Here is a 26,720-nt window from a genome sequence, read left to right as displayed (position 1 = left end):
CGTAATTCGTAATTCGTAATTCGTAATTCGTAATTCGCAATTCGTAATTCGTAATTCGTAATTCGTAATTAATTACAATCTAGGGAGAGTATTGAACCCGATAAATACGGCCATTACTTTCCTCAGTAAAAATCAAACTCCCATCGGGTAAAACCAACAACCCCACCGGACGACCCCAAGTTTCAGGGATAGAAGCATCCACTAAAAAACCCGTTAAAAAATCTTGATAATAGCCTTGAGGACGACCTTGATTAAAAGGAATAAAAATTAATTTATAACCCGTCCCTTGGTTGCGGTTCCAACTTCCTCGAAAAGCAGCAAACGCCCCATTTTTATAGTTGTCAGGAAAAGTATTTCCATCATAAAATTGTAACCCTAAAGCCGCCGAATGGGCTTGAAACAAAACATCAGGTTTTAAGGTTTTCTGGACTAAATCAGGACGAACACTCTCACCATTTTTAACATGACGCGGATCAAGATTATTCGGTGTAAAATAACTATAGGGCCATCCATAGAATTCCCCTGGACGAATGCGAGTAAAATAATCAGGAACTAAATCATCTCCTAACCCATCCCGTTCATTAACTGTTGTATAGAGTTCTTGCGTTTGGGGATGAAAATCTAACCCGATAGGATTTCTGAGTCCAGAAGCAAAAGTTTGTTGATTAGAACCTTCTAAACTCATCACTTGAACAGATGCACGGGGAAGATTTTCTTCACTTACATTAGTTTCTGAACCAATTGAAACATACAGTTTTTGATGATCAGGAGAAACCACAACATTTCGCGTCCAATGTTGGTTATATCCTCCTCCCGGTAAACTGGCTATTTTCTCCCCAGTTCCCGTAAGTTGGTCTTGATTATTATAGGAATAACGTCTAACTTCGTTAGTATTTCCCAGGAAAAAATAACCAGGGGAAAATGCCATTCCAAAGGGAATATTTAACTTATTTTCGCTATTTGCAAAGGTTTTAATCTCATCCGCTACCCCATCTTGATTTGTATCTTTTAATAATCGAATTCGGTTTTGTTTGGTTTCCGTTACTAATACATCGCCATTGGGAGTTAACGCTAACCAACGGGGTTGATCTAAATTATCGGCAAATATATTAACTTTAAATCCCACCGGAACATTTAAAATCGGGTTTTCAGGAATGGGAATAACTTGAGGAGGGTTAGAAGCACTATTACTATGAAAAGGTTGGGGTAAACTCTCTAAATTAATCCGAATCGGTTGGGAAGATAGAGGTTTTGTTTCAATGGTTTTTGGAGGTGCAATTGTAGCTGAAATAGCAGTTGATTGAGGGTTGGAAATGGGGGGATTTGCGGGAGCGCGATCGCTAATTTTTTGACAAGCAATTAATAACCCTAAAACGAATAAAGGAAAATAACGCAACTTAGACATAATCACCGTCCTAGTATTAACAACAAAAACAAGGATAAGAGACTGGGTTGCTGAATCGGCCCAAATTGCCGAGCAAGATGTTCAATTAGAAATCCGGTTTCTGGGTAATATTGTTAATTATTTTAACAGTTTAGGGCGCTATTTTGAGATAAACTATAATTGTTGAGATTAAATTAAATTTGAGTTGTGCCATGAAAGTGATCGCTTTCGTGATTAAAATTGGGTTAATCCTGAGTTTGATGTTAGGTTGGGCTGTTTCCTCTCCGGCGGCCAATCTAAAAACGATAGAACAATTAACTGAACATAAAATTTGTCCTTCTTTTCTGTGGAAACCTTGTAACTTAGAAGGAGCAAATTTACAAGAATTTGATTTATCGAAAGTTAACTTATCAGGAGCTAATTTAAGACAAGCTAACTTAAAAAATGCCACTTTAAAATATGCTAATTTATCCAGAGCAGATTTAAGAGAAGCTCACTTAGAAAATACCAACTTATTAGGAGCAAATCTGAGTCATGCTCAATTATCTGATGCCAACTTAACACAATCTAGTTTATTAGAAGTCAATTTAACTTTAGCCAACTTAAGCCATGCTAACTTAGAAAAAGCCAAGCTGTTAGGATCAAGATTATGGGGAACAAATTTAACCCAAGCTAATTTAACTTCTACCAGCTTACGAGGGACTAATTTACAATACGCTAACCTAGAAAACAGTAATTTGAGTTTTGCAGATTTAGATAGTCTATTATTTCGAGATGCGACTCAATTTACCAATCTCAGCAATGCTAATTTAGAAGGTGCAAACCTGGAAGGAGTTAATTTAGAAACGGTAATTTTACAAGGTGCTGTCATGCCAGATGGTTCAATTCATGAATAATCATTCAGGGTTAAAATAGGTTATAATTCCAAAGGAAACTAATTGTTCACCTCATCCCATGCTAGAAACCCTACAAACAAAATTGTATGAACTGGCGCAACTGGCAAATCATCTCGTTCAAACCCAACTCACTCACATCAGTTGGGGGAGTATTGTTGTTATTTTTGTTGCAGGTTTGTTAACCAGTTTAACCCCTTGTATGCTGTCGATGTTACCGATTACAATTGGCTATATTGGCGGGTATGAAACCGAAAATCGACTGCAAGCCGCCATTCAATCAACTTGGTTTGCATTGGGACTAGCAACGACCTTAGCGGGGTTAGGAATTCTGGCGTCTTTTGTCGGACAAGTCTATGGTCAAATTGGCTTAGGTTTGCCCATTATTGTGAGTGTCATTGCAATTTTAATGGGGTTAAATTTATTAGAAGCTTTACCTTTACAACTCCCTGCTTTTGATACAATGGGATGGATACCTAAACAGTTTCCCCATAGCTTAAAATCCTATTTATTAGGTTTAACCTTTGGGTTAGTTGCTTCTCCCTGTAGTACCCCCGTTTTAGCAACCCTATTAGCTTGGGTTTCAACCACAGGAGACATGATTCTAGGTGGGGTTTTATTATTGGCTTATGCGGTAGGTTATGTTGCCCCTTTGGTATTAGCAGGAACCTTTACTGCTACCATTAAAAAATTACTAGAACTGCGAAAATGGTCAAGCTGGATTACTCCCACAAGTGGGGCTTTATTAGTCGGTTTTGGTGTATTTTCGCTGTTATTTAGATTCCTGCCTGTCACCTAATTTAAACATAAAAATATCATCACATTTAACACTTAATTGAGGGTAATAACAATGGATACAGAGATTTCATTTTTCAGAAAAATAGTAACCGGAGAAACCGCTTTTCAAAAAAAAATCAGGAAAGAGATCCTGCCCATTTTAGCGGATTTAAGATTAGCAATATTATTATTATTAGTGATTGCGGTTTTTAGTATTTCAGGAACCCTGCTCGAACAGGGACAGTCCCTAGAATTTTATCAATCCAATTATCCTGAACATCCCGCTTTATTCGGCTTTTTAACCTGGAGAGTTCTTGTATTTATTGGACTAGATCATGTTTATCGAACCTGGTGGTTTTTATCCCTTTTAGTTTTATTTGGTAGTAGCTTAACAGCCTGTACCTTTACCCGACAATTACCAACTTTAAAATCAGCCCGTCGTTGGGTTTATTACGAGCAACCCAAACAATTTAAAAATATCGCTTTGAGTGCGGAATTAACCACAGGTTCTTTAACCGCCTTAGAACCTTTATTAAAAAAACGCCATTATTTAGTCTTTCAAGAAGGAAATAAACTCTATGCTAGACGAGGAATCATCGGGAAAATAGGGCCGATTATTGTTCATGCTAGTATGTTAATCATTTTAGCAGGTTCTATTATCGGTTCTATTACGGGATTTACAGCCCAAGAAATGGTTCCAGGGGGGAATATTTTTCAAGTTAAAAATATCCTAGATGCCGGACAATTTTCTGAGTCTCGAATTCCCAAAGATTGGGCGGTTAAAGTCAATCGATTTTGGATTGATTATGATCCTGAAGGTAGAATTGATCAATTTTATTCTGATTTATCTGTCTTAAATCAACAGGGGGAAGAAGTTGATCGTAAAACGATTCATGTTAATGAACCTTTGCATTATCAAGGGGTGACTTTTTATCAAGCAGATTGGGGGATTGCAGCCTTACGGGTGCGGGTGAATAAAAGCCCTGTATTTCGCTTACCAATGGCACCCTTAGACACCGGAGGTCAAGGTCGAATTTGGGGAACTTGGATTCCGATTAAACCGGATTTTAGCGCCGGGGTTTCTGTCTTAACCAGAGACTTAAAAGGAACGGTATTAGTCTATGACGGAAAGGGTCAATTAGTCTCAACAGTTCGAGAGGGAATGTCAACGGAAGTCGATGGAGTAACGTTATTTATTGATGAAGTGGTCGGGAGTACGGGATTACAAATTAAAGCCGATCCGGGGATTCCCTTTGTTTATTTAGGGTTTGGATTATTAATGATTAGTGTGATCATGAGTTATGTTTCTCATTCACAAATTTGGGCATTAAAAGAGGGCGATCGCCTTTATATTGGAGGCAAAACGAATCGCGCTAAAGTCACTTTTGAACGGGAAATTGTCGCCATTTTAGATGAGTTAAATGATCGAGAGGATAATAATAGCCTTTCGTTAGGCAATTTGTCAGAAAATCCCCAAAGTTAAAATATAGAAACCCGGTTTCTGTTAATGATTTTTAGGTCAAAAATATGACGGAAATTCTTCAAAATCAAGCCTTATTGTTTCTGAGAAAAGCCCTCAATAATCCTACAGCTAATTTTAGGGAGGGACAATGGGAAGCGATCGCCGATTTAATCCAAAATCGTTCTCAACTTTTAGTAGTTCAACGCACAGGATGGGGTAAAAGTTTAGTCTATTTTCTCGCAACTCGGCTGCTAAGAGATCAAGGATCAGGCCCGACTTTATTAATTTCTCCCCTATTAGCATTAATGCGAAATCAAATGGTTGCTGCTGAACGAATTGGGGTGAAAGCTGCTACTATTAATTCAGATAATCAAGAGCAGTGGGATACTATTCAAACGCAACTATTAGCCGGAGAAGTTGATCTTTTATTGATTTCTCCAGAACGCTTGGGAAATGAAGACTTTAGAAACAATATTTTAATTCCCCTTTCTCAAAAAATTGGTTTATTTGTTGTCGATGAAGCCCATTGTATTTCCGACTGGGGACATGATTTTAGACCTGATTATCGTCGCATTGTGAGAATTTTACAAGCTCTCCCTCAAACTATTCCCGTTTTAGCCACAACTGCAACTGCTAATAATCGAGTTGTTGAGGATATTAAAACCCAACTGGGAGACAATTTACACATCATCCGAGGAGCTTTAACTCGGAATAGTTTAAAACTCCAAAATATTCACCTTCCTAACCCCGCTAGTCGTCTGGCTTGGTTAGCAGAAACCTTACCCCATTTACCCGGAAGCGGAATTATTTATACCCTCACGGTTAGAGATGCAGAACAAGTGGCAGAATGGTTACAAACGCAAGGAATTGATGCTAAAGCCTATCACGGAAAATCAGAAGAACGGGAACCTTTAGAAAATCAACTTTTGAATAATGAAATTAAAGCGTTAGTAGCAACAACTGCTTTAGGAATGGGTTTTGATAAACCCGATTTAGGGTTTGTAATTCATTATCAAAGACCCGGTTCTGTTGTCCATTATTATCAACAAGTAGGACGGGCAGGAAGGGCCGTTGAACAAGCTTATGGGATTCTTTTGTGTGGCGATGAAGATGATGATATTATTAATTATTTTATTCAAACCGCCTTTCCACCAGAAGCCCATACTCAATCGATTTTAAATGCTTTAAATCAATCTCAAAATGGTTTTTCAACTCCTGAACTTGAACAATATTGTAATTTATCCAGAGGACAAATTGACAAGGTTTTAAAGTTACTTTCTTTAGAATTTCCCAGTCCAGTTGTTAAGCAAAAAACAAAATGGTATGCGACAGCAATTGATTATCAATCTAACAGCCAAAAAATAGAACTATTAACTCAAATTCGCAGACACGAACAAGCTCAAATGCAAGATTATATGAACAGTCAATCTTGCTTAATGGAATTTTTATCAACAGCCTTAGATGATCCCTATGCTCAACCCTGTGGAAAATGTGCCGTTTGTTTAGGTCAACAATTATTCCCTGAAACTGCTGCTTTAGAAACAGTTAATCAAGCCATTCAATACTTAAAACGGTGTGATTTAATTATTGAACCTCGCAAACAATGGCCGTCAAAAGGAGCCTTACAAATTTATAACTTTTCCGGTAATATCAAACCAGGGTTCAAGGCAGAAATAGGTCGCGCTTTATCTCTTTGGGGGGATGCAGGTTGGGGAGAATTGGTTAAAACTGGAAAATATCAAAAGGGTTATTTTGATGATGCTTTAGTGCAAGGTGTAATCGAAATGATTCAGCGATGGCAACCCCAACCGATGCCAACTTGGGTAACTTGTGTTCCTTCCTTAAATCGTTCTGAATTAGTACCGAATTTTGCTCAAAGATTAGCTCAAAAACTAAATTTACCGTTTCTCCCAGCCGTACAAAAAATTCGCCCAACTCAACCTCAAAAAATGATGAGTAATAGTTATCAACAAGCGCATAATTTAGATGGTGCATTTCAAATTGATCGGGAAAATATTCAAAAAGGTGCTGTTTTTTTAATCGATGATTTTGTAGATTCTCGATGGACATTAACTATCATTACCGCCCTATTACGTCAAGGAGGAAGTGGTCAAGTTTTTCCCCTCGCTTTAGCTCTAAATTCCTTATCTCAATCTAGTTAAATTTAAACCCCATGCTAAACCATCAACTCCCCCCCGATACCCAAGCAATTTTATTATTATGTGCCAGTTTTGGTCAAAATCGTAAAACCGAACCCCAACCGTTAACTTTAACTGAATATAATACCTTAGCTAATTGTCTGCGACTACAGCAATTAACGCCCAAAAATTTATTAGAAGAAACGGCTAAAAAACAGCTACTAGAAATGATTATTCCTCTTGATCCTAACCGGATTATTGCCTTATTAGAACGGGGGATGCTGTTAAGTTTAGCGGTCGAAAAATGGACGAGTCAAGGGTTATGGATATTGGGACGAAGTGATCCTGAATATCCTCGCTGTCTCAAACAAAAACTGCAACATTTAGCCCCAGCAATTTTATATGGGGTGGGAAATTTTGAACAACTTTCTCAAGGCGGTTTAGCGGTGGTGGGTTCCCGTGATGTTGATGAAGAGGGATTAAGTTATACGGATTATATTGTTCAAACTTGTGCAGAACAGGGAATACAAATTATTTCAGGAGGGGCGAGAGGCGTTGATCAAACAGCGATGTTAGTGGCTTTAAATGCAGGAGGAAATGTTGTTGGAGTCCTGGGAGATAGTTTAGCAAAATCGGCGGTTTCTAGCAAGTATCGCAACTTTATTAAAAGCGGAAATTTAGCCTTAATTTCTTCCTATGATCCTGATGCTGGATTTAATGTGGGGAATGCTATGGGACGGAATAAATATATTTATGGATTATCCGATTATGGGTTAATTATTAGTTCTTCAGTAGACCAAGGAGGAACCTGGGCGGGTGCAATTGAAGCGTTAGAAAAAATCAAAACTGTTCCCGTATTTGTGCGAATGCAAGGAACAATACCAGACGGAAATCAACAGTTAATTAATCGGGGAGCTAAACCTTTTCCTGAAATGCCTTTTAATCGTCCACTTCAAGAACTTATAACTGATGTTATTGCAATGGATCAAGATGCTTTAAGTTCTATTCCTAATTCAGAAATAGATTTAACGTTATCTCCCCAAACTGAAAATGAACTTAAACCCGCTTCTGAAAATAGCGAAAGTCAGAAAGATACACCCGTTTATCCTGTTTCTCAAACTATTTATGAAGCAGTATTACCCCTAATTATCCGTCAACTTGAACAACCGAAAGATGCCAAATCTTTAGCTGAATTACTACAAGTTAGACCCTCCCAAATACAAGATTGGTTAAATATTGCTGTTAGTCAAGGAAAGGTTAAAAAGAATAAAAAACCCGTGACTTATGAAGTCAATCGAGATGTCTCTTTATTATCATTTATTTCTAATAAACATTGACTAACATATTCCCCTCTGATAATATAGAGTTGAAAAATTGATCAGGATTGACGCAACACTCACCCTAGAAATTGAGTTTCTAATTTGCCAGTTGTTTAAAATTAATAAGGAATGTTAAGAAACCCTATTTTTGCAGAATTTCTGTAGAGGTTAATTAAAATGACAGAAGAAAACATCAAATATATTAAATCGATAACCATTGATAAACTATGGGGTGAGCTTGATATTTATTGGGAACTTGATCAAGAAGTTAATATTTTAGTTGGTAAAAATGGAGTAGGTAAAACAACATTATTGAATTTAATTGAAGATATAATAGATGAAAAATATGGAGTTGAGCGTCAATTCAATTTAGAATTATTCAAAATATATTTTGATGATGAGAGTTCGATTTTTTATAATCAAGAACGTGGATTTATAGAAGCACTTTCAAAAAAAGTTAATTTGTGCAAAATAAGTACGTTTGAAATGCTGGTCAAGGATCTTCAAAACCAAAACTATAAAAAAGATGAAAATATTAAAACAGAATTAGATTATCTTTTAAAAGGGTTGATAGATGATTTTAAAAGCTATCAATTAAAACTCAGAAACCAGGAAAAAGAGAAAACTCGTGATCAGGATAATGAAATTAAAGCGTTATCTAATAAAGATAGCGCCAATGCTGAAGAACTTTCCAAGCTGAGAGAATTACTTAAACAAAAAGATGATATTATTGCTAATATCAATCAAAATCAAAACCGTTTTTTAGAGCTAATAAATAAGCTATTCGATGAAACAAATAAAAAAATAGATTTTGATAAAGAAAATTCGATTATATTCCGAAAATCTAATGATAAAACGATTTCAGCTTATCAGTTATCTTCTGGAGAAAAGCAGATCTTAATTATTCTTTTAAGTATTTTACTTCAGGAAAACAAACCCTTCATTGTTTTGATGGATGAACCCGAAATCTCACTGCATCTAAGTTGGCAACTTGACTTGATAGATATGATTCAACAACTGAATCATAATTGTCAACTTATTATTGCGACTCATGCACCGGGTATAATTAGCAAAGGATGGCAAGATAAAGTTATTGATATGAAAAATATTATTAAGGATTAAAACTATGGAAGAATATATTGATGCTGATTATCGGGATACAGAAAATACTTTTTTTCTCGATAAAGATATTACTGCTTATGTTGAAGGTTTAGATGATGTTGTATTTTGGGAAGATGTATTTAGAAAATTCGCCCCTTCATTGAAAATTATTTTTTATCCTCATTCGAGAGAGAGTGAGTATAAAAGTGGAAAACAGAAAGTTTTAACAAAAGATAATATAAAAAATGCTAATTCAAAATTAATTTTGTGTGTAGATAGTGACTTCGATTATTTGCTAAAAAATGAACCTGTTTACAGTCATCCTTATATTTTTCATACTTACGCTTATTCTATTGAAAATTTTAAAGTGTTTTCCTATAATTTAAACATTATTGCTAAAAAATGTTCATTGCCTTTACAGGAAACATTTTGCTTTATTAAATTTTTTGAAGCTTATTCAAAGACAATATACGAAATCTTTTTATATATGTTTTTTTTCAGAAAACAGGAATATAATGCTAAAAATCAAGGTCTGGAAGTAAAAAGTGAAATATTAATTTCAAATAAAAATTTGAATTCTGTTTTTGGATTTGATCAAAGTGAAATTGATTTATCTAATAATGGTGAAAGTCTAATTAAATTACTTAAGGATAGAGTTAATGAATGCAAATTAGAGATAGAAAATAAATACGAAAACATTGATTTAAAAGCTATAGAAAATGATTTAATAGAAGAATTTGAAGTTAAACCTGAAAATATTTATTGGTATATTAGAGGGCATATACTCTATGATTGCGTGGTAACGCATTTATTGAAAAAAATTGTAAAGATTTATCAAGAAGAAAGAAAAAATGATTATAATATTGATTCTCAAGAGGGTAAAAACAAATTAAATGAATACAAGAATCATACTAAAGGAATACATTGGGAAACTCTCTTAAAAGATGGACATAATTCCTGTTTGCTTTATTTAGAGTTATGCCCACTGATGGAGAAAATCAAACAAGATATAGATAGATATCTACAAGAATTTAATCTCATTAAAAATAAGAATTAACAGTTTAATTTTTCTTGATATTCAGTTAAACAATAACCAACATATTCAGCTAATTTCACCGGGACAGCATTGGCGATCATTTGTTCGAGGTGGGTTTTAGTTCCTGTGAAGATAAAATCCTCTGGAAAAGTTTGTATATAACTTCTTTCTAGGGTGGTTAAGGGACGAATATTAGGAGAAATTAAGGCAGAGTCTCCAGGGTGAGGTTGATAGGTTTTAGGAATAGGTCTATTAACACTTCTAATGGTAGGACTGGGTTGATCAATACTAAAAATCCCTCGCCGTTTATAACTTCTGGGATGTCGATAATAATGGTCAATATCTAAGGGTTTACCGATTTGGTTAAAATAGTCTCGAATTGTTAGGGGTTTTGGAGATAAATTAGCTTTTAAATCAAGCTGGAATTGGTCATCTTTTCCCCGGAATTCTCCTATCCAAAAGAAGCGTTTTCTAGTTTGAGGAACTCCGCATAAACTAGCATCTAAGATGATTTCGCTTAACCCATAATTAGCCGATTTTAAAATAGCTTTAGCTTGTTGATATTTCTGAGTTTTAATAAATCGAGGAACATTTTCCATGATCAAAAATTGAGGCTGAATTGTGGCGATAATTTCCGCAAAGACTAGGGTTAAATCTCCTCGTCCTAACGTTTCATCTCGTTTTCCAGCACTGGAAAAGTCTTGACAGGGAGGGCCCCCGACAATAATATCGGGATTAAAATCTTTAAAAATTGAGAAATCTCCCTCTAAATTCCCTAAATCGATTAAAAAACTGGGGTGTTTAAAATTTTTTTGATAGAGATCAATAGCAAATTTCCAGTTATCAAATCCGGCAATAATATTATAGCCAGCGTTGTGTAATCCTAGGGATAATCCCCCACATCCACAGAATAAATCAATCACTCTGAATTGAGTTGATTTTAGGCTCATATTTATAAGGATTAATCTGATGATTTATCGGGTTGATAATAAGGGTAAAAATAAGGTGATAAAATAATAGACTAAGGGTGCAGTAAAGACATAACTATCTGCTCGATCTAAAATTCCCCCATGACCGGGAATCAGTTGACCGGAATCTTTGACTCCTGCATCTCTTTTCATTAAAGATTCGGTTAAATCCCCTAATAAACTGGCAATTCCGATTAATAATCCTAAGATTAAACCCGCCCAAGGAAACCCCGGCCAGTGTAAAGACCAAGATCCTAATATTGCCACGACAATACTGCCTAAAACTCCAAAAATTGCCCCTTCAACGGTTTTTTTCGGACTAATATCCGATAGGCGAGTCCGTCCAAAACATTTACCAAAAATATAAGCTCCAATATCCGCCGCCCAAATACAACCAAAGGCTAATAAAGTAGCGGTTAATCCTGGGGATAAGTTAAACAATGACCAATTTTCTAGCCAATGTTCATTAAAAGGAATCGGACTGGCAAAGGCTTTTTCTAATAAAGTATTTGGTTCAAGTCCAACTCTTAACCGTACCCAATAACTAGGTAAATATCCCCCATAAAATAAGCCTAAAATCGAAGAACTGATATCAGCAATGCTTGATAATTTAGGTTGAAATAATAGATAAAAACAAATCAGCGTTCCTGCTAAGGCAAACATGGCATCGACTAAACTCGGAGAAAATGCCGCCGTTAACAATAACGCTTGACTAACAACTAAAGTCGTTTTCCCCGCAGGTTCTATTCCTTTAGCCCGAACTAATTGAAAATATTCTAATTGACCTAAATAGACAATCACACTGAAACCGAGGGTAAAATACCATCCCCCAAAAATGAGCATTCCCAAGGCTAAAATAATTGCAATAATTCCACTGATAATGCGAGACAAAGAAGGCATAGTGTTAGGAGTGAGGAGTTGGGATGTTATAGAGAGGTGTTATGGCGCGTCTCTACAGAAGTTTTAATTTTAAATTCAATCTATTTTTTCACCGCTTAAAATAAACATGGGATTAACGGCTTCAAAGGTTTGATGATTTCCCCGTTTTTCTAAGCGATTAATCGCCGATTGAACGACTTCAACGTTACGGACTTGTAACTCAGAAAACCCTTCAGAAATGGCATAAAGACTTTCTAAATTTGATGCTGTCGCCACAATTCGTCCTTGAGGTTGTAGATATTTCCAAACTTCATGTAAAATGGCTTTTAGGGGTCGTCCACCTTCCAAACAAACCCGATGAGGTAGATAGGAAATACTGTGTAAGCAGTCGGGGGCGCTTCCTTCAATCACATCCACATTTTTAACTTCAAACCGTTCACAATTAAGCCGAATTAAATTCGCCACATCTTCATCCCGTTCAATCGCAATAATTCGACCGTGAGGACATAATAGCCCCGTTTCTACCGGAATTGTCCCCGTCCCCGCCCCAATATCCCAGACAATTGAGTCGGGTTGCAATCGCATCAGAGATACTAATAATAACCGAACTTCCCGCTTACTTAACGGGATACCGGGCAACCGTTCAAACAAATCATCAGGGATACCAGGAGTGACATAGGGCCAAAGTTTGGACATTTTGGGGATCGGTTTAAAGTTGTAATGATTAGCTTAGGGATAACTGAAGGGTTGTCTATGATTGATTTAACCCTTAACAATCTTAAGCTGTTGCAGGTTTGGATCGCTACATCCTGTTATTTTCGCACCCAAAGCTATCACTTGTTGCAAAAATTTTAGTGCATTAGAGGTCACAATTTCACCCGGCATTAATACGGGGATACCGGGCGGGTAGGGACAAATGATTTCTGCACTCACCCGCCCAATACAGTCTTTAAGCGGTCGCGTTTCAGTTTGGGCAAAAAAAGCCTCTCGACAGGAGAAAGGAGGCGTAGGGGCTAAATTATCGGGCGTAGGGAAGAAATTAGGAAGGGGGTGGGGTATGGCGTTAGGTGGGTGTTGGAGGGAAAGGGTTTTTAAGGCGTTAATTAGTTGGTTAATATCGGTTTCGGTATTCCCTAAACTAATAATAAATGTCAGATGGTGCAGACTCGGAAGTTCTGCGGTGACATGGAATTGTTGACGGAGAATTTCATCAGTTTCATAACCACTTATTCCTAAGTCTGATACTTTAATCGTTAACCGAGTAATATCTAAGTTAACACATCCTGATGTCGGTTTAAAGTCGGGCGTTCCAAAACTAGATAAACCTGGAATTTTGCTAATTTTAGTTCGGGCTATTTGGGCTAAAGATATTGTTTGACTGATTAAATTATAGCCTTGGGTTGCCATTTGTTGACGGGCGACATCTAAGGAAGCTAATAAAATATAATTAGGACTGGTAGATTGAACGAATTGTAAGGTTTGGGATAATCGATCTCGGTTAATCCGATTTCCCTGAACATGAAGCATTGAAGATTGGGTAAGAGAACCTAAAACTTTATGGGTAGATTGTATGCTTAAATCTGCTCCGGCTTTGAGGGCTGGCGTGGGTAAATTAGGATGAAAATTAAAATGCGCTCCGTGGGCTTCATCGACAATTAAGGGGATATTATATTCATGGGTAATTTTAGCAATTTCGGCAATATTTCCACAAATTCCCTGATAGGTGGGATATACTATTAATACCGCTTTTGCATCGGGATGTTGTTGTAAAGATTGAGCAAGAATTTCCGGGGTAATACTATAAGCTAAATCCCAGGTTGGATTATATTCGGGTTGTAGGAAAATTGCGATCGCACCCGATAAAATCAACCCAGAAATCACAGATTGATGCACATTTCGGGGGACTAAAATTTTATCTCCCGTTCCACAAGTTGCTAAAATCGCCGCAATTATTCCAGAGGTTGAACCGTTAACTAAAAACCAGGTTTGTTCAGCCCCAAACGCATCAGCAGCTAAGTCTTGAGCTTCTGAAATTACTCCTTCGGGATTAAATAAATTATCCAGTTCAGGTAATTCGGGTAAATCCGCTTTAAACAGTTGGGTTCCTAATAGTTCTGTTAATAATACTGAAGTTCCTTGTCCTCGTTTATGACCAGGAGCATAAAAGGCGGTATCGAGTTGATTTGCACAATTTTTTAAGGCGGTTAATAGGGGTGTTTGAGATTGTTCTAACATTAAAAAACTCCCGTGTTGTTGCGCTTAAGCGCAGATTTTACTGCGTTATCAGGACTTATAGTAGTTCGCACTGATATTTTTAAATTTAACCACAAAGACACAAAGACACAAAGAATTTATAATTTTTTAATTGATGATTTGACTGTCCATCCTGATAAATATTGATGCTCAGAAGAACTAAAAATTTGCTCTTTAATTTGTATTGCTAGTTCTTGGAATAGAGGAATACAAACAGAATTCCCAATTTGTTTATAACATTCTCCTAAATTAGGATGCAATTTAAAGGTATCAGGAAACCCCATAATTCTATAACATTCTTGGATGGTTAATTTACGAACTCGATTTTCTTCGGGAATATAGATAAAGAAACGTCCCGATGTTTCCTGGGAGGGAAGGGTGGGATGGACTCCATCAATGGAGTAAATTCGATTCGGTTGATGATGTACCCTCGATAAATGTTCGGTATTAGGTCTAATCCCTTTTTTCCAGATATTCTTATTCCGATATCCGACAAAAATTAAACCGGATGATTGCTGTTTATAATCTTCAATTAGTGTATATTCTTCAGGGTTTAAGTAGTCAAATTTTCCTGTTTTGTCTAAAAAATCCCTCAATTTAGGAACAGGATAAACCCTTTGCATTTTTGTGAAAGAAAAATTTTTATCTTTGCAAGCTATAATAATTACTCGCTCTCGATTTTGAGGAAGTCCAAAGTCTTTCGCATTCAATAATTGATAATCTACACAATAGCCTAAATCTTCTAATGAATATAAAATAGTCTTGAGGGTTTTTCCTTGATCATGATGTAACAAATGCTTCACATTTTCCAAGACAATAACCCTGGGATGATGGGTTTCTATGATTTCGCAAATATGGAAAAATAGGGTTCCTCTGGTATCTTGAAACCCTTGACGTTTTCCACAAATGCTAAAAGGTTGACAGGGAAACCCGGCGGTTAAAATATCAAACTGAGGAATATTATTATAATTAATTTTAGTAATATCGTCTTCTGGCTGTTCTCCAAAATTATTAAAATAGACCGATTGACAAGCGGGATCTTTTTCGCAAGAATAAACACATTGATAACCTGCTTTTTCAAAAGCCAATCTTAACCCACCGATTCCTGAAAATAAATCTGCTATTTTAAGAGAATGATCCATATTATAACTATTGTAGGTAGAAGGAACCACAAAGACACGAAGACACAAAGGGACTGATGAGGGTTTTCTATTTTTACCTGTTCAAAAATTTGTAACGAAGGTATGATTAAACTATACCCTTACCACAACCGCTATCCCATTAATTATCCTTCTTTCTTCGTGTCTTTGTGTCTTTGTGGTCAACAATGCAGATACAGTATATTCATTTTATCTTAATAATGAAACAAGTTAAAAATAAAACCCCCTTTAGATTTAGATACAGCTTTGTTAAATTTGTCCCCAGACGGTTTATAATCATAAATTGATAGTCTATTGAACGTTTAACTCAACCATTGAACCCATGCTAAGAGCCGGAATTGTTGGACTCCCCAACGTTGGTAAATCGACATTATTTAACGCTTTAGTTGCTAATGCGAAGGCGACTGCGGCTAACTTTCCCTTTTGTACTATTGAACCGAATGTCGGTGTTGTCGCAGTTCCCGATGAACGGTTGAATGTGTTAGCAAAAATCGTCAATTCTCAAGCCGTTGTTCCGACTCGAATGGAATTTGTCGATATTGCAGGATTAGTTAAAGGCGCGAGTCAAGGAGAAGGGTTAGGAAATCAATTTTTATCCCATATTCGAGAAGTGGATGCCATTGTTCATGTCGTTCGCTGCTTTGAAAATGATGATATTATTCATGTTGCGGGTTCTGTTGATCCTTTGCGAGATATTGATATTATTAATTTAGAATTAGCCTTATCAGATTTATCTCAAGTTGAACGCCGGATTGACCGAGCCCGTAAACAAGCGAGAACCAATAAAGAAATCCAAATTGAAGTAACGGCTTTAGAAAAAATTTCGGTATTTTTAAATGAAGGTAAACCCGCCCGTCAAGCGATATTAACCGAAGAAGAACTAGAAGCCGTAAAAGGGTTAGGGTTAGTCACGCAAAAACCTGTAATTTATGCAACTAATGTTTCAGAAGATGATTTAGCAACGGGAAATGAACAAGTTGAAAAAGTTCGGGAAGTGGCAAAACTTGATAATGCTCAAGTGGTGATTATTTCGGCACAGGTAGAAGCGGAATTAGTGGATTTATCGGAAGAAGAACGGGCTGATTTTTTGGCTTCTTTAGGCGTAGAAGAAGGGGGTTTAAAATCCTTAATTAAAGCGACTTATGAATTATTAGGATTACGCACTTATTTAACCACTGGCCCGAAAGAAACTCGCGCCTGGACAATTAAAGCCGGAATGTCTGCACCCCAAGCCGCCGGAGTCATTCACTCTGATTTTGAACGGGGATTTATTCGGGCGGAAACGGTGGCTTATCAGGATTTAGTGGCGACAGGTTCGATGAATGCTGCGAAGGAAAAAGGATTAGTTCGCAGTGAAGGAAAAGAGTATATTGTCCAAGAGGGGGATGTGCTGTTATTCCGATTTAATGTTTAATTTTTGAAGCTTCCCCCTGTACTGGTAAACTGTGCGGGGGCGAGTTTTTCTTAAATTTTATTAAGCAAAAATAAAGATTTTATAATTTTATCTTCAGACTGTGATGAATTAGGGGTAGAATCAGGCGTTATCAGAGTATTGGAGTTTCAAAAATGTTAGTCAGTTTGTTAATCGCTTGGTTAGTAACAGCCGTCAGCTTATATTTGATTGCTTTACTGAGTCAATTTACTGGGGTTGAAATTGAGGATTTCAAAAAAGCCTTAATTTCGGCGGCGGTTTTTGGAATTGTTAATGCTTTAGTGCGCCCACTCTTAGCATTAATTATAGCTCCAGCAACTTTGATTTTTGCGGGTTCTTTTATTGCGTTTCTTCTCAACGTGGCGATGTTCGCCTTAGCCGCTAAACTGGTGGAAGGATTTCGCTTACGTTGGGGAATTTGGAGTGCTGTAATTGGAGCTTTAGCACTGAGTTTTATTAATTCTGTTCTGTTTCAGGTATTAGCACAAGCCGGTATTAGATAATTTTCATTAGGTCTAACCAGAGATTAAAAAATATCCCTTGAGGAATGCACCTTCATCGACCTCTATTTATGTAGGTCAAATTGTTGATTTAATTTGAGGAAGTTAAACCTAAGACTGAAATTGATTCAGCAACCAAGCTGTAAGCTGTAACTTGAGATTGATTAGGTTGATGACTGAGTTCTAGTGCTTCGTATAATAATCGTTTACTTTTTAAATTTAATTATATTATTATATTATAGCTGATGGATGCCTAAAACTCTAGTTTATTGATCATGATCAACTCCATTCAAGGTACAATAGACTGAGAAGGAGATCCTTAAATTAACTTTTAAACTTGAAGTGTTAATTATGACATCTACAGTAGAACTGCTCAAGATTAAATTTAATCAAGCTTTAATAGCTGCATTTGGAGAAGATTTCGCCACAACTGACCCGATGGTGGTGGCGTCAACTAATCCCAAATTTGGTGATTATCAATGTAATTTGGCGATGTCGTTAACAAAACCCTTAAAAAGTAATCCTAGAGCGATCGCTACTCAAATTATAGACCATTTAAGCTTAGATGAAATCTGTGAAACTCCCGAAATTGCTGGCCCTGGTTTTATTAATTTACGCTTAAAAACCCAATATTTAGAAACCCAACTTCAACAAATGTTAGGGGATGAACGCTTAAATATTCCTAAAGTTAACCCCCCCCAACGAATTATTGTTGATTTTTCTAGTCCGAATATTGCTAAAGAAATGCACGTCGGACACCTGCGTTCTACTATTATTGGAGATTGTCTTGCTAAAATATTAGAATTTCAAGGACATGACGTTTTACGTCTTAATCATGTTGGGGACTGGGGAACTCAATTTGGAATGTTAATTACCTATTTAAAAGAAGTTTATCCTGATGCTTTAACCACTGCTAATGCTTTAGATTTAGGGGATTTAGTAGAATTTTATCGGCAATCAAAAGTTAGATTTGATCAAGATGAAACCTTCAAAGAAACGGCTCGTCAGGAAGTAGTCAGATTACAAGCTGGGGCGGAAGATAGCCGTCAAGCGTGGCAATTATTGTGTGAACAATCTCGGCGAGAATTTCAGTTAATTTATAATGATTTAGAAATTAATTTAACCGAAAGAGGAGAATCTTTTTATAATCAATTCTTACCCCCAATTGTTGAAGAATTAGACAAAATTGGATTATTAGTTGAAAATCAGGGAGCAAAATGCGTCTTTTTAGAAGGATTTACCAATAAAGAAGGGGAACCTTTACCTTTAATTGTGCAGAAAACCGATGGCGGTTATAATTATGCGACAACGGATTTAGCCGCCTTAAGACATCGCATTGAAACGGAGAAAGCTACCCGAATTATTTATGTTACTGATGCTGGACAATCTAACCATTTTATGCAGGTTTGGCAAGTGGCAAAACGGGCGGGTTGGATACCGGAAAATGTCGAATTAGTTCACGTTGCTTTTGGGGTTGTGAAAGGAGAAGATGGCAAAAAATTAAAAACTCGTTCTGGGGAAACGGTGCGTTTAAGAGAGTTATTAGATGAGGCGGTAAATTATGCTAAAAAGGATTTAGAAACCCGGATCAAGGAAGAAGGACGCACCGAAACAGAGGAGTTTATTGATCAGGTTGCGAAAGTCGTGGGTTTGAGTGCGGTTAAATATGCAGATTTAAGCCAAAATCGTACCAGCGATTATATTTTTAGCTTTGATAAAATGTTGGCGTTGCAAGGAAATACAGCCCCCTATATGCTTTATGTCTATGCCAGAATTCAAGGTATTAGTCGCAAAGGGAATATTAATTGGCAACAGTTGGGAACGGATGTTAAACTGGTTCTGCACGCCGAAACAGAATTGGTATTAGCCAAACATCTCTTGCAATTGCAAGAAGTATTAGCAGAAGTTTCTCAAGATTTATTACCCAACCGTTTATGCTTGTATTTGTTTGAATTAAGCCAAAAATTCAATCAATTTTATGATCAATGTTCGGTTTTGGACGCAGAAGAACCTCAACGAACTTCCCGGATCGCTTTGTGTGATTTAACCGCACGAACTTTAAAATTAGGGTTATCTCTTTTAGGTATTCCGGTGTTAGAAAGAATGTAAGATCAGACCGGATAAAATTATTTAATCCTTCCCGGTTCTTCTAACCTTTCAATTCTCGGTTCTATTAACTCTGGATGGGGAATTGAAGTCGCCAATACAGGGATCGGTTCTTTTCCTAATTCGGGATGATTCCAAGAAAAATCAATACAAATTTCTTCACGAATTACCAGGGGTTCAATTGTAGGAATCAGCAGATTTTCTTCACCTCTGATTTCACCCTCTAATCCTGTAGAATTCGTGTATTGTTGACTAATAAACATTGCTGCTAAAACCATCACACCCCCAAGCCAACCCCGTACCCCTAAAGTTTCACCGAGTAACCAAAAGGAAAATAAAGAGGTAAATACAGGTTCAAAGGTATAGATAATCGCCGTTTCAGAGGCGGAAACCCAATGTTGAGCGATCGCCGGAAGCCAAGTTGTTATAGCCGTTACCGCAGCCAGGTATAATAGAGGCATATAACTGCTGCGAATGCCCTCCCATTGGTTGAGCAAATCGGGTAATGTCCACAGGGTAGCCAAAACCGTCATCGTTACAAGCTGAATGGCTGTTAAGGAAAGAGCCGAATGGTTGCAAGTGACCGCTTCCAAAACCAGAATATAGCTCGTATAGAGTAGAACATCTAATAACATCCAGAAGTCCCCAGCTGTCAGAGATCCGCCTTCCCAGGACATGATTCCTACCCCTAGCAAAGCGAGTCCGGCTGCTAAAAATATTCCCCGTTTCACCCGTTGACCGAACAATTGTCCTGCCAATGGGACTAAAATCACATTCAGGCCGCAAATAAACCCAGCACGATTTGCGGAGAGGGTTTCTAAGCCAATTGCTTGAACCGTTAAACAGCAAAAAAATAGACTTCCTAATATAACACCATCTCGAACTAACTTAAGATTCAACGTCCGTAAATGGATGGAAAAAGCGAGCGCTGCTAAAGCAGATCGAATCGCAATTAATACACCCGGAGAAATATTATGAATGATTTCTTTAACGAGGGGAAATGTTGTTCCCCAAAGTAGGGTAACTGCTACCAGTAGGATAACACCCTGAATATGTTGTGATTTGGGTTGTAAAAGAGTCATTGAGAAATGGTTATAAATTGTTCATTTTCAAGGGGGAGAAATCAATCCTTGGAAGGGACTTACACACACAATTTCACTCTTAAGATTCATGCAAATCGGTCAACATCATGGTAAGTGTGTTCACCTCCTTTGCCAGAAAAACAACAGTTTGCTGTTTATTCTAAGAATATTTTAGAACGAATAGAATCTCCTGGGAGTGATATTTTTTTACCTGCAACCCCTGGGTCAGGAGTCAGGAGAGGGCCATCAATGGGACTCCCCAGATTTACCGATGGATTCAGGGGGGATTCAATTTGATAAATAAGTCGAAAATAAACCTTCGATCCAGTTTTCTAATCCACTTAAGATTAATTGTACTCCCAAGGCTAAAATAAATAAACCCAAAAAGCGGGTAAAGGCGATAATTCCATTTTCTCCTAAAAGATTGAGTAACCGATTAGATAGGATTAAACAGCCATAAACTAATATTCCAATCAGCAGAATTGCCACAATAATCGCGCCTAAGTGTAATACGGTTTCGGTTGAAAAACTTTCCCCCGCTTCGGCTGCTAATCCTAATGTTACCGTGATCGCTCCTGGCCCTGCTAATAAAGGAATTGTTAAGGGAATAAAGGAAATATCTTTATGTTCTTGAATTTGACAACTTAAAGCTTCTTCTTCTGTTGGGGTTAATTTGGGTTCGGCTTTTAAGGCTTCCCATCCCGTTTCAAAAATTACAATTCCTCCAGCCACTTTTACCCCTGACATTGCTAACCCAAAAAACTCTAAAATACTATCCCCAATTAATAGAAAAAATATTAAAACTCCTACAAAGCTCAGGGAAGTTTTAATCGCACATTTTTGTTGTAATTCTGGAGAATAGCCTGTGGCTAAAACCAAAAATATTGGCACAGCACCCAAGGGATCTACAATGGGGAACAAGGATGCAAAACTGCCTAAAACGAAGGTTAACAACTCTTCTATCATTTTTTAAATTAAGACTGCATAAACGATGTATTGTACCTTCAATTAAGGCTCAGGAGTTAATTTTAAAATCAGTTCAGAAGATTCGGGAAACTTCGAGATCAGGTTAGTCCTGTCCGCTAATTCAAAATCGGCAAAATCAAACCCTGGCGCAACGGTACATCCCACAAAACTATAGGCACTTTCTGGGTTAGGATAGCCCCCAAACCACCATCCCCCCGGAACAACATACTGCACAATTTCCTCCCCTTGAATATCAGAACCTAGAATAACATTCTGCACGCCATAGTCTTCGTGCATTAATATTAGAGTTAAGGAACCTCCTAAATAAAAATGCCACATTTCATCAGATTGAATTCGATGTAAACAGGATTTTGTTCCTTGAGGTAATAAAAAATAAATTCCTGTACAATAATTGCGATCGCCTTTAAAATTACCCGGTAAAGAATTCTGAGAAATCACACCCTTTGCACGATAAGTTTCTCGAAAATAACCTCCTTCAGGGTGAGGAATAAGCTGATATTTTTCAATTAATTTTTCTACAGTGATCATAAATTCAAAGAAAACAGGGAATAGAAAAATTGTACATCAAATTTAGGATGGTTATATACCCTTTTTGCAAGGGAAATGGGGTTTAACCCAACCGACAATTGATCAACGGAAAAATGCAAATACGATCAAATATTACAACCTATTTAGGACTGCTATATCAGAAATTAAAAGATGTCAAGGAGGATACATCCTTGACATCACTGATCAGATTAGCATCTGAGGAAATCAATCCACAGTCAGAGCTATTAACCTGTCCTCCAGAATTGTCCACCCAATAACGTTAAACAACCCCTGGGGTGATAGGGTAGGGGCTAGTCAGTACAACAGTTGACAACCCGCATCCTGAATCAAGGGTTGAATACGTCCACCTTGATCAAAGGTGGGATTATCCCTGACGACTATCTGCGCGGCTTTGAGTTGCGATCGCTAATCTCCTTCTCCCAGAGTTTAGCGATTTTCGCTGGCGTTTTATCGATAATTTTCGCAAAGGCTGTTAAACTGAAGTTAGAGAAATAACCATTACTAATTTACCCTTCTCCACTCCCCAGGGTTGCGGATATGGAATTTGAGTCGGAGTGCCTTTTTCGTGGGAGCTAATTCGGGCTGATTTAGCTCTAAGCCGGGGAATATTGGACTAAGACACTATTCATAAACAATGTTAGCTAAATCTCAAGCAACTGGGACAGTTCCGTTGGACTCGCAGCAAATTTTCGCTTTAATTGACAGCATCTTACCCTTAGAAGTTTGCTTGCATTACCAAATTTTACCTCTTTGTCTCAAGGATAATCATTTATATTTGGGTGTTGTTGATTCAGAAGATGAATCAGCATTAGAATATGTTCAAAAGATCGTATCTTATATGAATTGCTCCATCGTTACTCAGGTCATTTCTTCGGAGGAGGAGCATTCTTTATTGTCTGCTTATCTCTATCATACGCAACAGGTTAAAGGCGGTGAATCTTCTCAAACAGAGGTTCAGTTAACTTCATTTTCTACAGGTCAAAAACCCTCACAAATTCCTGTTCCGAGTACAGAAGTTTCTCCTATTGTTACACCTCAAAAAATTACGATTAAACAACCTTTGGTCTGTTTACCGCCACCCGCCTCAAATTTCTCTGATTCAGAGGAGGAAACATTTTCACCTGAATTTGTGCAGCCAACCTCTGAAAGTTTCTTAAAACCATTAGAAGTCAAAACGACTTATTTATCGAGTCCGGTGGAGATTTTAGCAACATTATCTCCCCATGATTTGTTACAAGAACTATTAGGACGGGTTTTAGTGGGTGGTATTGGACGGCTTTATTTTGAATGTCAAGAGGGGAGTTCATCCCGAATTTTGTGGAGTCAGGATGGCGTTTTACAATCGGTTGTTACGGGGTTAAATCCTCAACAATTTCAAGGGGTTATTAATGAGTTAAAATTGTTAGTAGAACTGCCGTTAATTCCATTTGATAAACCCCGACAAGCTGAAATTGAACGGGTCTATCAAAATACCCATCTATTACTCCGATTAAGAATTACTCCGGGAACATTAGGAGAAGAAGCTAATTTACAGGTGTTACGCGGAGCCGCTTTAAAGTTTTATCAAAAACAACAGTTATCTAAATTGAGTTTAGATGCTTTACGACTAACTCAGCAACTCCAACATAAGATCAGTGAAATTAGTTCTCGTCTGGCTGTAACTCCTCTATCTTCGGAGAATTTAGTCTTATTAAATCAACTCTTGAGAATAATGGTTGAACAATCTGATGCGTTAATCCAAAAAAGTCAAGATTCGGATATAAAGCGTTAGATTAACGGTTAACGGTTTACAGTTTACAGTTAACAATCAACCGTTAACCGCCAAAAGATTAATCAAAAATTAAACCCAGTAGTCCTTTCGTGTAGATATAAGTGAAACCCAGTTGAATCCCGAAATCGGTTTCATCTCGAATATATCCGACACTAGCACGGCCTGTAATTAAGAAGCTGTAAGAAACGGGAATATCAATTCCGGCTACGGCTGAAGGGCCGACGCTAAAATCATTATTAAAGATATCTTTGTAGATAATTCCGGCTCCCACAAAAGGGGAAAAACGAACGGCGTTGGTTTCACTTCTGACAGGAAAATCCGCCGTCAGATGGACTAAACTTGCGCTATCACTTCCGACAATAATTCCACCCGAATGTAGGGAAACATTTTCTGAAAATCCAGTTTTGGAAAGGCTCATTAAACCGCCCCCTCCTAAACCTGATCCATCTCCTGTAATCCCAATATTCCCTCCCAGTCCAACATAATTATAATTATTACTTAAACGGCGACCATTAGCATCGGCGGCTTTACGCGGATCTTCCGGTTTTGCTTCTGTTGCTTGGGACTGTTGTTCGGTAGCTGGAAAGGATTGATCTGGATTTTGAGCAATATTCCACTCGACTCGATCCATCCAATTTTCACTTAAATCGGCTGCTTGTGTTGAGGGAAAAGTATTTTCAGCTTCCGATAAAGTCTGGGGTTGCTGTTGAATAATTTCCTGGGAATTATTAATTTCTGTAGGTTCAAAAGCTAACTGTTCTGGTTTTAAATCCGGTGTTTCTGAGAGAGTTTGAGATGCAATTTCCACTGAAGACCCAACAATATTTTCTAAAGAGGATTGAGAGGAAAGTTCTTGTGCTAAAAGTTCACCCCCATTTAGGGTAAATGCGATCGCTGTTCCTAGAAAAGCTGTCTTACGGAGATTAGCCATCTGTAATTGCACTCCTCAATAAATAATTTTTGTAGGAAATTTAACACCATTATTATATATAATTTCCAGAGATTATTCCAGATAAAAAACGGTTATCGGGTTGCTGAAAATCTTTCTGTAGATAGATGCCAAAAATAAAGACGTTTTTCACAAACGCCTTTATCAGATTTTAAAGTTTTTACCCAAGAATTAACCGACTACAGCCAGTTCTTTTGGCCAACGACCAACGGCTTTACCAATTACAGACAATTCTTGCATTAAGTGGTCAAACCGTTCTGGGGTCAGAGATTGAGGGCCATCAGATAGAGCTTTAGCCGGGTTGGGATGGACTTCAATCATCAAGGAATCTGCACCCGCAGCGATAGCAGCCATCGCCATTGGGGGAACGTATTCTGCAACACCAATCCCATGACTGGGATCGATCATAATTGGCAGATGGGTGAGCGATCGCAATACGGGTAATACGGATAAATCCAAAGTATTCCGGGTATATTGACGGTCAAAACCCCGAACGCCGCGTTCGCATAAAATCACGTTTTGGTTTCCGCCTGCGAGAATATATTCCGCCGCCATTAACCATTCTTCAATGGTGGCTGACATTCCCCGTTTTAGCAGAACAGGTTTATCTTGCGCTCCCACTTTTTTCAATAGGGAGAAGTTCTGCATATTGCGAGCGCCAATTTGAATAATATCGGCAACTTCCCCTAATTTTTCCAGGTCTTCGGCATCCATTAACTCCGTAATAATGCCTAACCCCGTCGCATCCCGGGCGGCGGCTAATAACCCTAGGGCACTTTCACCGTGTCCTTGAAACGCATAGGGAGACGTCCGAGGTTTGAAGGCTCCTCCCCGCAGGAATTTAGCCCCCGCAGCTTTAACTCGTTTTGCGGTTTCGACAATCATCTCCTCATTTTCCACTGAGCAAGGCCCAGCAACGATAACCAGGGGATGATGTTCACTAAAGGTGACATCTCCGGCCGGAGTGGGCACTGTGACTTCGCTGGCTTCCCCTTGACGGTAGGCACGACTCACCCGTTTATAGGGTTTTTCCACCCGTAACACGTCCTCAATAAAAGGACTAATTTCCCGCAGTTGCAAGGGGTCAAGGTCAGCCGTTTCACCGACTAACCCAATCACAACTTTATGCTTACCGACAATTCTTTCGGGTGATAACCCCCAACTGGTGTTGAGATCTTCACTTAAACGCTCAATTTCGGCTTCAGGTGTGCCGACTTTCATTACTATAATCATTTATGCTGGAGTGATCGATTGATCAAACTTAAAATGCTGGAATTGTTTCAAAAAATACAGCCTACGTTAAAGCTAATTTAGCGTATAACAATTCAGTTTTGGACGTAATGTTTTGAATTCTTAATTTTTCGGATTTTTTTGTCTGGCAGCTTTCCATCCGTCCTGCATTCGCCCTAAATTGACTTTAAATTCCTGCCAGCCCAAAATACTCCCAGAGACTTCCTCATCCCAGGATGCTGACAAAACGCCATAGCTTAAGCCCACCACACTTAACCCAAAAAATCCCATACTAATCATCACCACAATGGCATGAGGGAAGAGAAACAAGTCCTGGGTAATCACAAAATAACTACCCACGAAGCTTCCTAAGCCCATCATCAAAGGTATTCCAGCCAAAAGCACCATCCGAGATAACATTCGTTGGCTGACTTTCTCTGGAATTGCCGTTTCTTCACGGGTGTAACGACGTTTAGTGTCTTTGTTTTTTTGGGGTTGAGGTTGTGGGGACTTAACAGTCGCCTTGACCTTTTGATCGGGTTTTGTTGATTTAGAGTCTGAAGTCGCCTTAGCCGGAGGTTTTGAGGTCGCTTTATTCGGTTTTTTGCGATTTTTCTTCGGTTCAAAGGCGGGACGTGCGGGAGGACGTTCAGAGGACATAAGTTTAAAAAATGGGTCTGAAAATGCAGGAGGAAAGCTAAGGTAACAGATCAAGGCTTCGGTTGTTACGTCAGTTGCAGAATT

The 26,720-nt window shown here is 37.9% G+C and carries 23 protein-coding genes; 11 read left to right on the top strand and 12 right to left on the bottom strand.

Translation table 11 applies throughout. The features are described from left to right. Positions 1-79: 79 nt before the first annotated feature. Positions 80-1,405 carry a PQQ-dependent sugar dehydrogenase gene (locus PL8927_RS01160; protein WP_083616686.1) on the bottom strand — a complete coding sequence of 442 codons (1,326 nt, stop codon included), beginning with the start codon at positions 1,403-1,405 and terminating at the stop codon, positions 80-82. A gap of 191 nt (positions 1,406-1,596) precedes the next feature. On the opposite strand from PL8927_RS01160, the gene PL8927_RS01155 reads away from it, so the two are divergent. From PL8927_RS01155 to PL8927_RS01125, 7 genes are all read left to right on the top strand, one after another. Beyond that, positions 1,597-2,280, top strand: coding sequence for a pentapeptide repeat-containing protein (locus tag PL8927_RS01155; RefSeq protein WP_083616684.1), 684 nt, complete (start codon positions 1,597-1,599; stop codon positions 2,278-2,280). A 58-nt stretch (positions 2,281-2,338) separates the two neighbouring features. Beyond that, positions 2,339-3,076 (top strand): cytochrome c biogenesis protein CcdA, encoded by a 738-nt coding sequence (locus tag PL8927_RS01150; protein WP_083616682.1) that lies wholly within the window; start codon positions 2,339-2,341, stop codon positions 3,074-3,076. Between the two features lie 51 nt (positions 3,077-3,127). Continuing rightward, on the top strand, positions 3,128-4,537 hold the full coding sequence (locus PL8927_RS01145; protein WP_083616680.1) for a cytochrome c biogenesis protein: 1,410 nt from the start codon (positions 3,128-3,130) through the stop codon (positions 4,535-4,537). Between the two features lie 44 nt (positions 4,538-4,581). Continuing rightward, positions 4,582-6,678: a RecQ family ATP-dependent DNA helicase gene (locus PL8927_RS01140; RefSeq protein ID WP_083616678.1), complete on the top strand. Its 2,097-nt coding sequence runs from the start codon at positions 4,582-4,584 to the stop codon at positions 6,676-6,678. An 11-nt stretch (positions 6,679-6,689) separates the two neighbouring features. Beyond that, complete coding sequence (locus PL8927_RS01135) at positions 6,690-7,991, top strand: DNA-processing protein DprA (RefSeq protein ID WP_083616676.1); 1,302 nt, start codon at positions 6,690-6,692, stop codon at positions 7,989-7,991. A 159-nt stretch (positions 7,992-8,150) separates the two neighbouring features. Next, positions 8,151-9,095 (top strand): AAA family ATPase, encoded by a 945-nt coding sequence (locus PL8927_RS01130; RefSeq protein ID WP_083616674.1) that lies wholly within the window; start codon positions 8,151-8,153, stop codon positions 9,093-9,095. A gap of 4 nt (positions 9,096-9,099) precedes the next feature. After that, a complete protein-coding gene (locus PL8927_RS01125) occupies positions 9,100-10,131 on the top strand; it encodes a DUF4435 domain-containing protein (protein ID WP_083616672.1) in 1,032 nt (343 codons plus the stop codon). Here PL8927_RS01125 and PL8927_RS01120 read toward each other — a convergent pair. The 5 genes from PL8927_RS01120 to PL8927_RS01100 form a co-directional block, all read right to left on the bottom strand. Further along, positions 10,128-11,060 (bottom strand): DNA cytosine methyltransferase, encoded by a 933-nt coding sequence (locus tag PL8927_RS01120; RefSeq protein ID WP_083616670.1) that lies wholly within the window; start codon positions 11,058-11,060, stop codon positions 10,128-10,130. The genes PL8927_RS01125 and PL8927_RS01120 overlap by 4 nt on opposite strands. 24 nt (positions 11,061-11,084) lie before the next feature. Next, positions 11,085-11,978, bottom strand: a complete 894-nt coding sequence (locus PL8927_RS01115; protein WP_083616669.1) for a phosphatidate cytidylyltransferase — start codon at positions 11,976-11,978, stop codon at positions 11,085-11,087. A 75-nt stretch (positions 11,979-12,053) separates the two neighbouring features. After that, positions 12,054-12,653 (bottom strand): precorrin-6Y C5,15-methyltransferase subunit CbiT, encoded by a 600-nt coding sequence (gene cbiT, locus PL8927_RS01110; RefSeq protein WP_083616667.1) that lies wholly within the window; start codon positions 12,651-12,653, stop codon positions 12,054-12,056. 66 nt (positions 12,654-12,719) lie between these two features. Beyond that, entirely contained in the window at positions 12,720-14,192 is a 1,473-nt protein-coding gene (locus PL8927_RS01105) for an aminotransferase class I/II-fold pyridoxal phosphate-dependent enzyme (protein ID WP_083616665.1), read from the bottom strand. Positions 14,193-14,308: 116 nt separating this feature from the next. Then, the gene (locus PL8927_RS01100; RefSeq protein WP_083616663.1) at positions 14,309-15,352 is read right to left on the bottom strand and encodes a DNA cytosine methyltransferase; all 1,044 of its coding nucleotides are present in this window, start codon (positions 15,350-15,352) and stop codon (positions 14,309-14,311) included. A 340-nt stretch (positions 15,353-15,692) separates the two neighbouring features. Here PL8927_RS01100 and ychF point away from each other — a divergent pair, with 340 nt between their 5' ends. From ychF to argS, 3 genes are all read left to right on the top strand, one after another. Further along, positions 15,693-16,784, top strand: a complete 1,092-nt coding sequence (ychF, locus tag PL8927_RS01095) for a redox-regulated ATPase YchF (RefSeq protein ID WP_083616661.1) — start codon at positions 15,693-15,695, stop codon at positions 16,782-16,784. A gap of 152 nt (positions 16,785-16,936) precedes the next feature. Beyond that, positions 16,937-17,305 (top strand): phage holin family protein, encoded by a 369-nt coding sequence (locus tag PL8927_RS01090; RefSeq protein WP_083616659.1) that lies wholly within the window; start codon positions 16,937-16,939, stop codon positions 17,303-17,305. A 348-nt stretch (positions 17,306-17,653) separates the two neighbouring features. Further along, positions 17,654-19,411, top strand: a complete 1,758-nt coding sequence (gene argS, locus PL8927_RS01085) for an arginine--tRNA ligase (RefSeq protein WP_083616657.1) — start codon at positions 17,654-17,656, stop codon at positions 19,409-19,411. 17 nt (positions 19,412-19,428) lie between these two features. On the opposite strand, the gene PL8927_RS01080 is transcribed toward argS, so the two are convergent. The 3 genes from PL8927_RS01080 to PL8927_RS01070 form a co-directional block, all read right to left on the bottom strand. Further along, entirely contained in the window at positions 19,429-20,490 is a 1,062-nt protein-coding gene (locus tag PL8927_RS01080; RefSeq protein WP_083616655.1) for a DMT family transporter, read from the bottom strand. Between the two features lie 288 nt (positions 20,491-20,778). Then, positions 20,779-21,456, bottom strand: a complete 678-nt coding sequence (locus PL8927_RS01075) for a MarC family protein (RefSeq protein ID WP_083616653.1) — start codon at positions 21,454-21,456, stop codon at positions 20,779-20,781. 42 nt (positions 21,457-21,498) lie between these two features. Further along, complete coding sequence (locus PL8927_RS01070; RefSeq protein ID WP_083616651.1) at positions 21,499-22,005, bottom strand: cupin domain-containing protein; 507 nt, start codon at positions 22,003-22,005, stop codon at positions 21,499-21,501. A 655-nt stretch (positions 22,006-22,660) separates the two neighbouring features. Between PL8927_RS01070 and PL8927_RS01065 the strand changes: the two genes are divergently transcribed. Continuing rightward, complete coding sequence (locus PL8927_RS01065; protein WP_083616649.1) at positions 22,661-23,797, top strand: GspE/PulE/PilB domain-containing protein; 1,137 nt, start codon at positions 22,661-22,663, stop codon at positions 23,795-23,797. 58 nt (positions 23,798-23,855) lie between these two features. Here PL8927_RS01065 and PL8927_RS01060 read toward each other — a convergent pair whose 3' ends face one another. The 3 genes from PL8927_RS01060 to PL8927_RS01050 form a co-directional block, all read right to left on the bottom strand. After that, on the bottom strand, positions 23,856-24,728 hold the full coding sequence (locus tag PL8927_RS01060) for a hypothetical protein (RefSeq protein WP_083616647.1): 873 nt from the start codon (positions 24,726-24,728) through the stop codon (positions 23,856-23,858). 189 nt (positions 24,729-24,917) lie between these two features. Continuing rightward, positions 24,918-25,979 carry a 3-deoxy-7-phosphoheptulonate synthase gene (gene aroF, locus PL8927_RS01055; RefSeq protein ID WP_083616645.1) on the bottom strand — a complete coding sequence of 354 codons (1,062 nt, stop codon included), beginning with the start codon at positions 25,977-25,979 and terminating at the stop codon, positions 24,918-24,920. A gap of 120 nt (positions 25,980-26,099) precedes the next feature. Beyond that, complete coding sequence (locus PL8927_RS01050) at positions 26,100-26,636, bottom strand: PAM68 family protein (RefSeq protein ID WP_083616643.1); 537 nt, start codon at positions 26,634-26,636, stop codon at positions 26,100-26,102. Positions 26,637-26,720 lie beyond the last annotated feature (84 nt).

It is taken from the genome of Planktothrix serta PCC 8927 (assembly GCF_900010725.2).
Lineage (GTDB): Bacteria > Cyanobacteriota > Cyanobacteriia > Cyanobacteriales > Microcoleaceae > Planktothrix > Planktothrix serta.
Note: the sequence above shows the minus strand (reverse complement) of the source record. Positions and strands in the feature narration are given on the sequence as shown.

What these genes read in the sequence shown, in the direction of transcription:
- PL8927_RS01160 (WP_083616686.1), bottom strand. Translation starts at nt 1,405, where the DNA reads ATGTCTAAGTTGCGTTATTTTCCTTTATTCGTTTTAGGGTTATTAATT.
- PL8927_RS01155 (WP_083616684.1), top strand. Translation starts at nt 1,597, where the DNA reads ATGAAAGTGATCGCTTTCGTGATTAAAATTGGGTTAATCCTGAGTTTG.
- PL8927_RS01150 (WP_083616682.1), top strand. Translation starts at nt 2,339, where the DNA reads ATGCTAGAAACCCTACAAACAAAATTGTATGAACTGGCGCAACTGGCA.
- PL8927_RS01145 (WP_083616680.1), top strand. Translation starts at nt 3,128, where the DNA reads ATGGATACAGAGATTTCATTTTTCAGAAAAATAGTAACCGGAGAAACC.
- PL8927_RS01140 (WP_083616678.1), top strand. Translation starts at nt 4,582, where the DNA reads ATGACGGAAATTCTTCAAAATCAAGCCTTATTGTTTCTGAGAAAAGCC.
- PL8927_RS01135 (WP_083616676.1), top strand. Translation starts at nt 6,690, where the DNA reads ATGCTAAACCATCAACTCCCCCCCGATACCCAAGCAATTTTATTATTA.
- PL8927_RS01130 (WP_083616674.1), top strand. Translation starts at nt 8,151, where the DNA reads ATGACAGAAGAAAACATCAAATATATTAAATCGATAACCATTGATAAA.
- PL8927_RS01125 (WP_083616672.1), top strand. Translation starts at nt 9,100, where the DNA reads ATGGAAGAATATATTGATGCTGATTATCGGGATACAGAAAATACTTTT.
- PL8927_RS01120 (WP_083616670.1), bottom strand. Translation starts at nt 11,060, where the DNA reads ATGAGCCTAAAATCAACTCAATTCAGAGTGATTGATTTATTCTGTGGA.
- PL8927_RS01115 (WP_083616669.1), bottom strand. Translation starts at nt 11,978, where the DNA reads ATGCCTTCTTTGTCTCGCATTATCAGTGGAATTATTGCAATTATTTTA.
- cbiT (WP_083616667.1), bottom strand. Translation starts at nt 12,653, where the DNA reads ATGTCCAAACTTTGGCCCTATGTCACTCCTGGTATCCCTGATGATTTG.
- PL8927_RS01105 (WP_083616665.1), bottom strand. Translation starts at nt 14,192, where the DNA reads ATGTTAGAACAATCTCAAACACCCCTATTAACCGCCTTAAAAAATTGT.
- PL8927_RS01100 (WP_083616663.1), bottom strand. Translation starts at nt 15,352, where the DNA reads ATGGATCATTCTCTTAAAATAGCAGATTTATTTTCAGGAATCGGTGGG.
- ychF (WP_083616661.1), top strand. Translation starts at nt 15,693, where the DNA reads ATGCTAAGAGCCGGAATTGTTGGACTCCCCAACGTTGGTAAATCGACA.
- PL8927_RS01090 (WP_083616659.1), top strand. Translation starts at nt 16,937, where the DNA reads ATGTTAGTCAGTTTGTTAATCGCTTGGTTAGTAACAGCCGTCAGCTTA.
- argS (WP_083616657.1), top strand. Translation starts at nt 17,654, where the DNA reads ATGACATCTACAGTAGAACTGCTCAAGATTAAATTTAATCAAGCTTTA.
- PL8927_RS01080 (WP_083616655.1), bottom strand. Translation starts at nt 20,490, where the DNA reads ATGACTCTTTTACAACCCAAATCACAACATATTCAGGGTGTTATCCTA.
- PL8927_RS01075 (WP_083616653.1), bottom strand. Translation starts at nt 21,456, where the DNA reads ATGATAGAAGAGTTGTTAACCTTCGTTTTAGGCAGTTTTGCATCCTTG.
- PL8927_RS01070 (WP_083616651.1), bottom strand. Translation starts at nt 22,005, where the DNA reads ATGATCACTGTAGAAAAATTAATTGAAAAATATCAGCTTATTCCTCAC.
- PL8927_RS01065 (WP_083616649.1), top strand. Translation starts at nt 22,661, where the DNA reads ATGTTAGCTAAATCTCAAGCAACTGGGACAGTTCCGTTGGACTCGCAG.
- PL8927_RS01060 (WP_083616647.1), bottom strand. Translation starts at nt 24,728, where the DNA reads ATGGCTAATCTCCGTAAGACAGCTTTTCTAGGAACAGCGATCGCATTT.
- aroF (WP_083616645.1), bottom strand. Translation starts at nt 25,979, where the DNA reads ATGATTATAGTAATGAAAGTCGGCACACCTGAAGCCGAAATTGAGCGT.
- PL8927_RS01050 (WP_083616643.1), bottom strand. Translation starts at nt 26,636, where the DNA reads ATGTCCTCTGAACGTCCTCCCGCACGTCCCGCCTTTGAACCGAAGAAA.